At 37.9% G+C, this 12,644-nt stretch carries 7 protein-coding genes; all 7 read left to right on the plus strand.

Annotated elements, in window-relative coordinates; genetic code table 11:
* The first annotated feature begins 31 nt into the window (after positions 1-31).
* The 7 genes from GKE48_RS04540 (at position 32) to GKE48_RS04570 (ending at position 12,620) form a co-directional block, all read left to right on the plus strand.
* Positions 32-712, plus strand: a complete 681-nt coding sequence (locus GKE48_RS04540) for a response regulator transcription factor (RefSeq protein WP_243138436.1) — start codon at positions 32-34, stop codon at positions 710-712.
* Between the two features lie 386 nt (positions 713-1,098).
* Positions 1,099-3,954: an ABC transporter permease gene (locus GKE48_RS04545; protein ID WP_055214469.1), complete on the plus strand. Its 2,856-nt coding sequence runs from the start codon at positions 1,099-1,101 to the stop codon at positions 3,952-3,954.
* A 28-nt stretch (positions 3,955-3,982) separates the two neighbouring features.
* Positions 3,983-4,651 (plus strand): ABC transporter ATP-binding protein, encoded by a 669-nt coding sequence (locus tag GKE48_RS04550; protein ID WP_070098743.1) that lies wholly within the window; start codon positions 3,983-3,985, stop codon positions 4,649-4,651.
* A gap of 31 nt (positions 4,652-4,682) precedes the next feature.
* Positions 4,683-7,568: an FtsX-like permease family protein gene (locus tag GKE48_RS04555; RefSeq protein ID WP_243138437.1), complete on the plus strand. Its 2,886-nt coding sequence runs from the start codon at positions 4,683-4,685 to the stop codon at positions 7,566-7,568.
* A gap of 74 nt (positions 7,569-7,642) precedes the next feature.
* Positions 7,643-8,968, plus strand: a complete 1,326-nt coding sequence (locus GKE48_RS04560) for an MATE family efflux transporter (protein ID WP_154300611.1) — start codon at positions 7,643-7,645, stop codon at positions 8,966-8,968.
* Positions 8,969-9,045: 77 nt separating this feature from the next.
* Positions 9,046-10,773, plus strand: a complete 1,728-nt coding sequence (locus GKE48_RS04565) for an ABC transporter ATP-binding protein (protein ID WP_243138438.1) — start codon at positions 9,046-9,048, stop codon at positions 10,771-10,773.
* Entirely contained in the window at positions 10,773-12,620 is a 1,848-nt protein-coding gene (locus GKE48_RS04570) for an ABC transporter ATP-binding protein (protein WP_154300537.1), read from the plus strand. The genes GKE48_RS04565 and GKE48_RS04570 overlap by 1 nt, the downstream gene beginning before the upstream one ends.
* The last annotated feature ends 24 nt before the right edge of the window (positions 12,621-12,644 follow it).

Raw genomic sequence — 12,644 nt, forward strand, 5'->3', positions numbered from 1 at the left:
AATATAGAAAATGTACTGTCTGGGAGGGAATATGACCAAGATACTTATATTGGAAGATGATGATTTTATAAGGCAGCAGCTTGCAGGAATATTACAGGAAAAAGGATATTTAGTTGTGGAAGCGGCAAGCGTAGGACAGTTTAATAATATATATGAACAGGAAGAAGCTGTAATAGATGTATTCTTGTTAGATGTATATCTGCCTGATGGCAATGGATTTGATGTCTGCAGGAAGATAAGAGAACACGGAAGTCAGATAATAATATTTTTAACATCGTGTGATGATGAAGACAGTATTATTAAAGGACTTGACTGCGGCGGTGATGACTATGTTGTGAAGCCGTTCAGGGTTGCGGAGCTTGTATCAAGAATAATGGCTAATGTTAGAAGAATATCAGGTGGCACAGACATTTATAAAGATGGAACTCTTACAGTAGACTTTAAGAATAAGTCAATTATTCATGAAGATAAACAGATATGTGTGTCTCCGACAGAATTTCATGTATTAGAGATACTTATAAACAACAAGGGACTTATTGTAAGAAGAGATACATTTTTTCAGAAAATGTGGGACAGATACGGAACATTTGTAGAGGATAATACGCTGACAGTTACTGTGAGCAGGCTAAAGACAAAGCTTGGAAACCGTGAGGACGGCAGAGCTTATATAGAGACAATCCGCGGAATCGGCTACCGGTGGAAGATTAATTAAGAGAGACTTCGCAGTTGTTTGTCCATATCATATATATCCCCTGTCAGTATGAGTGTTTATAGCACAAAACTTTCAGGATGACATCGCTTAGCAGGAGTAAATGCCGCTATCTACAAAGTTTATTACAGTCCACAAAAGCAAACGCACTTCGTTTGAACGAGCTTTTGTGAACTGACCTTATGTATATAGCGGCATTAACTCCTGGACAGCTCGTCATATTCAAATTTTGTGCTATAGACACTCATACCAGCATTACACATATAAAATGGACAAAGAACTGCGAAGTCTTATAAAAATATTTGGCTGTAAGGTTTTTGTAAGGTTCGCATGATAATGTATAAGCATGGTAATAAGGTATATACATAAATCTTACAGGGGGTACTTGAATGAATGTTTTAAAGATTACTTTCAAAAGTATAAGGAGACGGTTCTCGCAGATATGGAAGGCGGCGCTTACAACACTTGTGGCGGTGTTTTTTGTGACAGCGGTTCTTATATTTCAGGAGAATATGTACCAGTGGCAGATGTCATCCAATAAGTCAAGATTCGGAGACTGGTTCATATGTGAGAGAAGTAAGAAAGAAGCTAACGAAATATTAAGCACACATAATTATCTGTGTGAGCCGGTCAGCGCGAAAAGCAGTGTGGAGTTATATGACAGTGAATGGAATGAGACGAAGTTGCATATAGGAAGCATGACAGACGATTTCATTAAGCAGGGCAGATTAAAACTTGACGAAGGCCGTATGCCACAGAATAATGATGAGATTGCAATGGATTGGAATACATTGTTAAAGCTTGGATATGCAGGGGAGTTAGGACAGAAGATAACAATATATTATTATCGTGCAGATAATATTAATTATGAGTCAGATCAAAGAATCGAAACATATACATTAGTAGGAATATTTCAGAATTATACCAATATATGGCAGAACGGGAAAATGATTCCAGGAGCATTAGTTACAGATGAGAAGTTAAACGATTTTGATTATAAAATTGATAATCTGTATCTGTATGGATTCAAGGATTCGATAAGAACAAGTGAATATGCAAATGTTTATAAGAAGATAAAGGAAGACATAAGGTGCGAGACAGTATATAATGCGGCAGTATATGATTATTCACCATGGAAGTCAGCAACAGTTTACATGTATATGTATGTTGTAGTCATGGTTATTGGAATTCTCGCATTGTCATACCAGCTTATTGAATACAGGAATACAAGACGCAAGTCGTATAATATGTTCAGCCAGATGGGAATGACTAAAGCAGGCATCCGTAAAATGTATATAACAGAGAACGCATTTATACTGATTCCGGCAGGAATTATTGGCATTCTGCTTGCACTGGCAGTAGGACACTTTACAGGACAGGCACTTGAAGCCAAGTCTGGTTATGAATTCTACAGGGTGAATATGGAGGTTATTATTAAAAGTGCCAGTTCGGTGGTGATTGCAGTTATAGTTGAGGAACTTAGCGGAATAATATCCAACATACATTTCTATAGAAAGAAAGCAGTGTCCAAGAAATGGGTAAGCAGACCGGTACATATGCATTATAAGAAAAGCCGTATGAACAGGCATAATCTTGTAAGGTCTGTAAGTTCAAGATTTATAAGAAAAGATGGGGCTTTGATGGCTGTCGGAATAAGGCTTTTTGCATTATGTATATGTGGAGTTATTATATTTTCTGCTTTGAAGATTCAAAATGCTTTTAAAGAATATAAGAGCAATGACAGTGTGCCGGATATATATGGATATATTGATGTTAATCAGGATAAAACGGCATTATTTATGAACTACTGGTATTATCTTAAGGACTATAATAATCTGCCGCTGAAGTCAATGAATTATACTGGTGAAATCACAAGCAGGAATGACATGAGTGAGTATGTCAGTAAGCAGAGAATACGATATAACATACATTTTGATAAGATAAAGGAATTAGTTGAAGCCGGAAATATGTGGGACTGGAATGATGCAATCAAGGTTAATGACAGTGACAGCATAGGAAGGTCACTTGGCTTTATTAATATGGGGCAGAGTAAATATTTAAAAGATCCTAATAATAATATTCTGGAAGGATTTTCTAAGGAATTTATTGACGAGCTGATGGAGATTAATGGAATAAATTCCGTGTCATATTCTGTATTTGAATCAGAAAGAAGCTGGTTCTGGGATTCACAGGATTATGAAAAGATGCAGACATTTACATTTCATCCTGAAAAAAGTTCATATCATAAAGAGCATCTTCCTGATTATGGAGACAGGTATTTGTTTTCTACAGAATATGCACAGCCAACCAAAGAACTATACAGCAAACTGGAGAAATATATAGATAAAGAGTATGTTGATTATGAAGCATTTAAGGAAGGAAAACAGGTGGTTTTATTCTTAAGAGATCTGCCAGAGGGTGGATATGATGACACTATTAATGCCGGAGATACACTTTATTATAATTATTACAGAGTAGATGAGAATACGTATGGTGATGAGAGTAATATAATTGATTCTTCATATTTTTCAATATTTCCTTATGATAAAGCATATAACAGGTATTTATTAGATTACAACAATACACATGATTTTAATCCTGATTATAAGCTTATGGAAAAGCTCGAAGCAGCTTATGATGCATGCGTTGCTCCACAGGTTGCTGCTGTTGTCAAAGTTACTGACGAGGTTATGGAGGATTTCAATGGAATAATTCCGACATTTGGTTATTATACCGCAATTGCAAGTATTAACATGGCACAGCAGGCGGTTGACAGACAGAAAGATATTATGGAGAGACTTATTGGAGAAGAGTTAAGCGGTGATATGGATTTTGAACTGTGTTACAACCAGATAAGCATAAAGTATGACCTGACATCAACATTTTCAGCAACCAATAATAAGATAGGTGTGTATTTCAACAATAACGATATCTCTTATAGCAGTAATGTTGATATCAAGAATACATACAGAACACAGCTTATCAACAGTATACTGCAGTATGGAATCACTATTATTGCAATGATAGTTATGCAGCTGTTAATTATGGCAATTGTTATAAGAAACCGTATTAACAGAAGAAAAGAAAAAATGATGCTTTTGCACAGTCTGGGAATGAGGCGTGGAAAGATTGTTTCAGTATGTATGCTTGAGGCACTTCGGGAATCGGTATGGTGCGTGATTACAATGCCATTGTTATTGTTAATGGAACTGCTGATGTTTACTGGATTTGTGAGGAAACTATAAAAATATGGATAGAAGGGATGGGTATATTATGAACGAGATTATGTTAAGAGCGGAGAACATTGAAAGAACTTATCATGCCGGAAGCGTTGATGTTCCGGCACTCAAGAACTGCACACTTGAGTTTGGACAGGGGGAATTTACAGCAATAATAGGAAAGAGTGGTTCAGGTAAATCAACACTTTTGAGGATTCTTGGAAGTGTTGACGAGCCGGATACCGGAAGTGTTATTATTGCCGGAAAGAAGATAACAGGAATGAAGGACAAGGAATTGTCAGAGTTCAGAAGAAGAAATATAGGATATATATATCAGGATTACAGCCTTTTTCCAGAATTCACAGCATATGAAAATGTTGTTATGCCGATTCTTATAGATGGCAAGAAGCCTGATGAGAATGAAGTTGATGATTTGTTAGAGGAATTGGGAATATCGCATTGTAAGAATAAGTTTCCATCGCAGATGTCAGGTGGTGAACAGCAGAGAGTTGCGATAGCAAGAGCGCTGATTACTCATCCGGCTGTAATCCTTGCTGATGAGCCGACTGGTAATCTTGACGCAGGAAGTGCGGGAACAGTTGCACAGATGTTATCCAAGGCAAGCCAGAAGCACAATCAGACAATAATTATGGTTACGCATGACAGACAGATGGCAGATTATGCGGATAAGATAATTACTATAGTAGATGGTGTGTGTCAGTAACATAGAAGTACATACGAAAGGGGGATTGCGTATGTCGGTATTTGGGATTACTCTGTTGAGCATTAAAAGACGTATGCCGCAGATTATCAAAGCAGCGTGTACCACGCTTGCAGCCGTGTTTTTTGTAACAGCGGTTCTTATATTTCAGGAGAATATGTACCAGTGGCAGATGTCGTCTAATAAATCAAGATTTGGGGACTGGTTTTTATGTGAAGTTACATCTAAAGAACCTAATAAGTCTTTAAGTGAACATGCATATCTTAATCCGCCTGTTAAGGCAGTTACATGTGTTGATATGTTCAATCAGGACTGGAAGATGACAGGGTACATACTAGGAAGCTTTGATGAAGCATTTGTAAAACAGGGAAGACTTAAGCTTGATGAGGGACATCTTCCGGAGAATGATGACGAGATAGCAATGGATTGGAACACACTATTGTCGCTTGGCTATGTGGGTGAGATAGGGGAGACAATCACAATCAGATATTGTGAAGAAAACAGTGTGTATAATGCGTCAGCAAGACAGGAAAGACAGTTCCGTCTGTGTGGCATATTTGCCAATTACACAAGCATATGGAAATATGGCAGGAAGATGCCAGGTGCTGTCGTAACTGAAAATGCACTTTCAGTATTTAACACAAAGAGTAGGAATTCATATTTGTATTCATTGAAAGAATCGGTCAGAACATCAGATTACAATACTGTGTATAAGAAGATTAAAGAAGACGCAAAGACAGAGACAGAATATAATTCCGCAGTATATGATTACCAGCCCTGGAGTTCAGCACTTGTATATGCTTATATGTACATAGTTGTTATGGTAATTGGAATTCTTGCACTTTCATACCAGTTAATAGAGTACCGTGGCAGGAGACAGACAGCATACCAGAGATTCAGAAGACTTGGCATGGACAAGTCCATGATGCGTAAAATGTATATCACTGAGAATGCACTTATAATTATTCCGGCAGGTATTGTGGGGCTTATTCTGGCACTGCTCACAGGATTTGCGATAGGAAAGGGACTTGAGATTCATAATGGATTCCATTTCTATAAAATTACTGCAGGTATAATAATAAAGAGCGTGTGCTCAGTAATTGCTGCAATTGTGGTAGAAGAACTTGCGGGACTTATCGCTAACAGGTTAAGAAAACATAAAGGCGGTAAGAAAAAAGTTAAGAGCAGGACACATGAATCTGTCAGTGTCGCAGGAAAGCCATCTCGCATTAAGCCAGCTAATCTTGTCAGGACAATAAGCTCGAGATTAATGAGAAGAGATGGCATATTTATGGCTGTGGGACTCAGGGCATTTGCATTATGTATATGCGGAATACTCGTGTTCTCAGCGTTAATGATAAGAAAATCATATACAGCATATAAGGCTAACAATGCGCTTCCTGATATATATGGATATCTAGACCCGACAGATTCAGTGTATGAAATGTATATATATTATTATGCGTATGTAAAAGGGTTTTATAATATACCGGAAGGTGATGATTATAGCCAGGAAAGAAGTGAGCTTTTAAATAATCCGTGGAAAGAACGAAACAGATTCAATATAAGTTTTGGTGAATTAAAGAATAAACTTAAAGATGACGGAGGACCTGTCTATTCTATAAAATATAATGATGAAGATTTGATAATGCTGGAACCTTTATTAGTAAATTATCTTAACAGATATTGTAAAAGGGGTAATACCAATCTGCTTGATGGATTTACCGAAGAATTCCTTGCAGAGCTTGATAATATCGGAGGAATACAATCAATATCATATTTTGCATTTGAATCAGAAAGGACATGGTTCTGGGATAATCAGGACTACCACAAGATGGGACTGGATACTATTTCACCAGATAATGGTTACGGAAGAGATACACCAATTACAGATTATGGGTATCGTTATATATATTCTACAGAGTATGTTAATCCTACTAAAGAACTGTATAATAAGCTTGAGAAATATATTGATAAAAAGTACAGAAATTATGATGATTTCGTTAATGGCAGACAGGTTGTAGTATTCCTGCAGGACGCCCCTGACGGAACATATGATGACACACTAAAAGCAGGTGATACCCTTAATTATAATTATTATCAGCTGCCGGTAGATCCAAACATACATCTTGAGAGCGATATGACATCAGGAAATTACGTATATCCGTATGATAAGGCATTTTATGAAAAATATAATAATTCCGGTAAAATCAATCTGTATGTTGATTATGATGGTCATGGGGGAAGCAGTATAGGTGGTTATGATAAAACTAATGATAAACAGATTCTGGACGGATACGAAGTATTATTTGACGCATGTGTATCACCAACTGTTGCAGCAGTTATAAAAGTAACCAATGATGTAAGAGAGGATTTCAACGGAATAATGGTCGATTATGGTTATTACACAGCACTTGCCGGAATGTCACTGGCAGAGCAGGCAGTTGATAACCAGCGAAACCTTATGGAGAGAATGACAGGTGATGAGATGACGGGTGACCTTGATTTCAGCCTGCATTATAACCAGTTGAGTGTACAGTATGATTTATCATCAGCATTTTCAGCAACTAATAACAAGCTGTCAGTGTACTTCGAGAATAATGACCTTGCATATGGTTCTAATGTTGACGCAAAGAATATATACAGAACACAGCTTATCAACAATATTCTTCAATATGGAATAACAATAGCAGCGGCAGTTGTAATCCAGCTTCTTATAATGGCAATCATTGTAAGAAACAGGATTGAACGCAGAAAAGAAAGATATAAGCTGCTTCATGGTCTGGGGATGAGAAGGGGAACGATAGTAAGAATCTGTATGCTTGAAGCATTAAGAGAATCAGTATGGTGCATATTCACAATGCCACTGATACTTATAATGGAACTGCTTATGTATACGAGAAAGAATCTGGTTGAATAATTAAATATTATCGTGTATCATTAAAAAAGAGCCACTCGATGGCTCTTTTTTTACGAAAAGGACAGGTAGATAATATGAATCAGACATATATGAAGGAGCAGAAGATACTCCCATTGTTATTAAAAATGTCGCTTCCAATGGTAATATCAATGATGGTTAATTCATTGTACAACATTGTTGACAGCTTCTTTGTTGCTAAGATAAGTGAAAATGCGATGACAGCCTTGTCACTTGTATTTCCGGTACAGAATCTTATAAGCTCGGTTATGATAGGATTTGCAATAGGAATTAATGCAGTCATATCATTTTTTATGGGTGCACAGAATCAGAAGCAGGCAGACAAGGCAGCCAGTCAGGGCATGCTCTTAAGCTGCATACACGCTGTTGTGCTTACTGTGATATGCATAGCAGGCATGCCGGTATTTTTAAAAATGTTTACAAAGGACGCAGAGATAGTTTCACTGGGACTTAAATATTCCAATATTGCATTTGCATTTTCAATAATGCTTGGAATTGAGCTTATGTTTGAGAAGGTGTTTCAGGCAGTTGGAAGAATGAATGCTTCTATGGTCTGTCTTATGACAGGCTGTATAGTTAATATTGTGCTTGACCCGATGATGATATTCGGAATAGGCTCATTTCCTGCAATGGGAATTGAGGGCGCTGCACTTGCGACAGGAATAGGTCAGACTTCGGCAGCAGTGCTATATATAATAATATATATTGTTAAGCCTATTCCGGTTAAATTCAGAAAATCAGAGATGAGGATAGAAGGTTCAATGGCAAAGAGACTTTATTCTATCGGTATGCCGGCAAGCTTAAGCCTAGCACTTCCATCTATTCTTATATCAGTGCTTAATGTAATACTTGCGGCTTACTCGGCTGTGTATGTATTCGTGCTTGGCGTGTATTACAAGCTGCAGACATTCCTTTATCTTCCAGCCAACGGAGTTGTGCAGGGAATGAGACCACTTATGGGATATAATTACGGAGCAGGAGAGCATGAGAGAGTAAGAAAGATATATAAGACATCAATGGTACTTATATTTGCTATTATGGCAGCAGGTACAATTCTCTGTCTTGCAATACCGGGTTCACTTATCGGTCTGTTTACAAGCAATCCTGACACAATAAATGAAGGAGAGACAGCATTAAGAATCATAAGTGCCGGATTTATTGTATCAACTGTATCAGTTACTTCGGCGGGGGCACTTGAAGGACTTGGAAAAGGATTTCCATCACTTATCATATCTGTGTGCAGATATGTTGCGGTAATAATTCCGGTTGCATTCGTTATGTCAAGGATAACAGGTGCTGTTGGTGTATGGCATGCTTTTTGGATTACCGAAGTGATTACATCAGTAATTTCTTATATAGTATATAAGAAAAATGTAAAATAATTATAAAAATGCCTTCTTGACATTGCTTGAACTTGAAAATACAATAGTTGCATATGCAACAATTGGAGGTGCAAGTAATGTTGAGAAGAATTTTTTCTTATATGAAAGAATATAAGAAATACGCATGGCTGGCGCTTATATGTATAGGTGTTGAAGTTGTGCTTGAGATTATGGTGCCTAAGCTGATGGCTGACCTGATTGATATAGGTGTGACCAATTCAGATGTTCCATATATAATAAACAAAGGTATCCAGATGGCTGTATGTGCAGTTGCTGCGCTTATATTAGGTGTGGGAAGTGCAAGATTTTCTGCACTTGCAGGTCAGGGACTGGGTGCTAATATAAGAAAGGCTGAGTACGAGAAACTTCAGTCTTATTCATTTTCTAATATAGACCATTTCAGTGTTTCGTCATTGGTTACACGACTCACAAGTGATGTAACTAATATTCAGAATGCTGTATCGACAGGAATGCGTCCATTTGGACGAAGTCCGGTAATGCTGATATTTGCAACGACTCTGGCATTTCAGATTAATTCAACACTGGCACTGGTCTTTCTTGTGGCACTGCCAGTTCTGGCAGTCATGCTCATCATAATAATCATTAATGTTGGTCCACGATATGGAAGAATGCAGGGAGCAGTCGACCTTGTAAACAGGTGTATAGAGGAGAATCTTACAGCAGTAAGAGTTGTTAAATCATATGTGCGTGGTGACTATGAGATTGAAAAATTTAGGAATGTTAATGATAATCTGAAAAACGAATCAGAGAAAGCATTTGGAATAGCTGTACTTAACATGCCTGCTATGCAGTTCGTTATGTATTCTACAATTCTTGGTATTCTTCTTATAGGCGGAAGACTGATTAATTCAGGACAGATGATGATTGGACAGCTTACTTCTTTCTTAAGCTATGTCCTTCTGATACTTAATTCTCTTATGATGATGTCAAATGTGTTCCTTCTTATGACAAGGTCACTTGCTTCTGCAGAAAGAATTATGAAGGTAATTGACGAGCCGATTGATATAACTGATGAGAATGCAAAGGACATTGAAGTTAAGAAGGGTGAGATTGAATTTAATCACGTCTGGTTTAAATATAAGGATACTGCTAAAGAATATGTGCTGTCAGATGTTTCATTTCACATTAATGCAGGACAGACAGTCGGAATAATTGGCCAGACAGGTTCATCAAAGACGACGCTTATCCAGCTTATTCCAAGACTTTATGATGCAAGTAAGGGTGAGATTAAGATAGATGGAATAAATGTTAAGGAATACCCGGTAAGACATTTAAGAGATGCAATCTCAGTTGTATTGCAGAAGAATACACTGTTTTCAGGTTCACTTATTGATAACTTAAGATGGGGCGATGAAAATGCGACTCTGGATGAGATTAAAGAGGCATGCAGCATAGCGTGTGTTGATGAATTCATAGACAGGCTCCCTGGAGGACTTGATGCAGAGATGGGACAGGAAGGTGTCAATGTATCAGGAGGACAGAAGCAGAGAATATGTATTGCAAGGGCAATATTAAAGAAGCCGAAGGTTCTTATTCTTGATGATTCAACGAGTGCGGTTGATACTGCAACAGAAGGAAAGATAAGAAATGCACTTGCAAAGAAGCTGCCTGATATGACAAAGATTATAATTGCACAGAGAATATCGTCAGTGTGTCATGCAGACCAGATAATTATTATGGACGGCGGTCGTGTGGACGCAATCGGAACACACGAAAGCCTGTTAAGGACTAATAAGATATATCAGGAAATATATGAATCACAGAAGGAAGGAGCTGATCTTTAATGGCTAAGTATGTTGGATATAAAAGACCAAAGGACACAAAAAAGACTGTTAAGCATCTCCTTTCATATCTGGGTCATTATAAATGGGCATTCCTGCTTATAGCAATTCTTGTATTTATAAGTGCAGGTGCAGGAATTATGGGAACATTTTTAATAAAGCCTGTAGTTAATAATTTTATCGTGCCGGGCAATATGAAGGGGCTTATCATTGCTGTGTGCGGAATGGGTGTCATGTATGCGTGCGGTGCGCTCTCAACGCTTGGCTACAACAGGCTTATGGTGCATACTTCCCAGAAGGTAGTAAGCGAGATTCGAATGGACCTTTTTAAGCACACACAGAAGCTTCCGTTAAAATATTTTGATAATAATACACATGGTGAGATTATGAGTCATTTCACTAATGATGTTGATACGGTTCAGGAAGCAATGAACAATAGTTTTGCCATGGTAATACAGAGCTTTCTTACGCTTTTTGGAACTATAACAATGATGCTGGTATTAAGTGTAAGGCTGACTATTATTGTTGTTGTTTTTCTTATTCTTATGTTCATCTTTATCAAATACAATGGTAAACGCAGCAAGAAATATTATCACAGACAGCAGAAGGAGCTTGGCAATATCAACGGTTTTGTTCAAGAAATGATGGCAGGTCAGAAGGTTGAAAAGGTATTTAACCATGAGCAGAAGAATTTTGAAAAATTCTGTGAGATGAATGAGAGCTTTAGAAAGGAATCGACTAATGCACTTGCATATTCGGGCATGCTTATCCCGATAATTGTAAGTCTGTCATATTTCAATTATGCGCTTTCTGCCTGCGTTGGAGGCATATTTGTAATAAAAGGAATCATGGACCTTGGCAGCATATCTGCATATCTTGTGTATGTAAGACAGAGTGCCATGCCATTAAACCAGTTCACACAGCAGGTTAATTTCATACTTTCAGCGCTTTCGGGAGCTGAGAGAATATTTGACATGATGGATGAGGCAGAGGAGCTTGACGAAGGGAAAGTAACTTTGTGCAATGTCATTAAAAATGCGGATAATACCCTTACAGAAACTTCTGATAAGACAGGATTATTTGCATGGAAGCTGCCGGCAGGGGAGCTTATTGAGCTTAAGGGTGATGTAAGATTTAATGATGTTGTGTTCGGATATGTGCCTGAAAAGAGGGTACTTAACAAGATTTCGTTGTTTGCAAAGCCAGGACAGAAGATAGCATTTGTTGGTTCGACAGGAGCGGGAAAGACTACTATTGTTAATCTTATAAACAGATTTTACGATATCCAGTCAGGTACGATTACTTATGACGGCATTGATGTAAAGGATATTGAGAAAGACGACCTGAGGCGTTCACTTGCAATGGTAATTCAGGATACACATTTGTTCACAGGAACTATTGCAGATAATATAAGATATGGAAAGCTTGATGCAACTTACGAGGAAATCAGGGAGGCAGCTAAGATTGCTAATGCTGATTCATTTATAACAAGACTTCCTCAAGGGTATGACACGATGCTTACTGCTGATGGCAGCAATCTTTCGCAGGGACAGAGACAGCTTCTTGCTATCGCGAGAGCAGCGATTGCCAAGCCGCCGGTGCTTATTCTAGATGAGGCGACAAGCTCGATTGATACGCGAACTGAGCGGCTTATTGAGAATGGCATGGACGCAATAATGGAGGGAAGAACAGTATTTGTTATCGCTCACAGACTTTCGACAGTAAGAAATTCCAATGCTATAATGGTTCTTGAAAAGGGTGAAGTCATTGAACGAGGTAGCCACGATGAACTGTTAGAGCAGAAGGGAAGATATTACCAGTTGTATACAGGACAATTTGAGCTTGATTAGACAGTGTCGTATACCGCATGAAAT

Source organism: Lachnospira eligens, assembly GCF_009680455.1.
In the GTDB taxonomy this organism is placed as follows: domain Bacteria; phylum Bacillota; class Clostridia; order Lachnospirales; family Lachnospiraceae; genus Lachnospira; species Lachnospira eligens_A.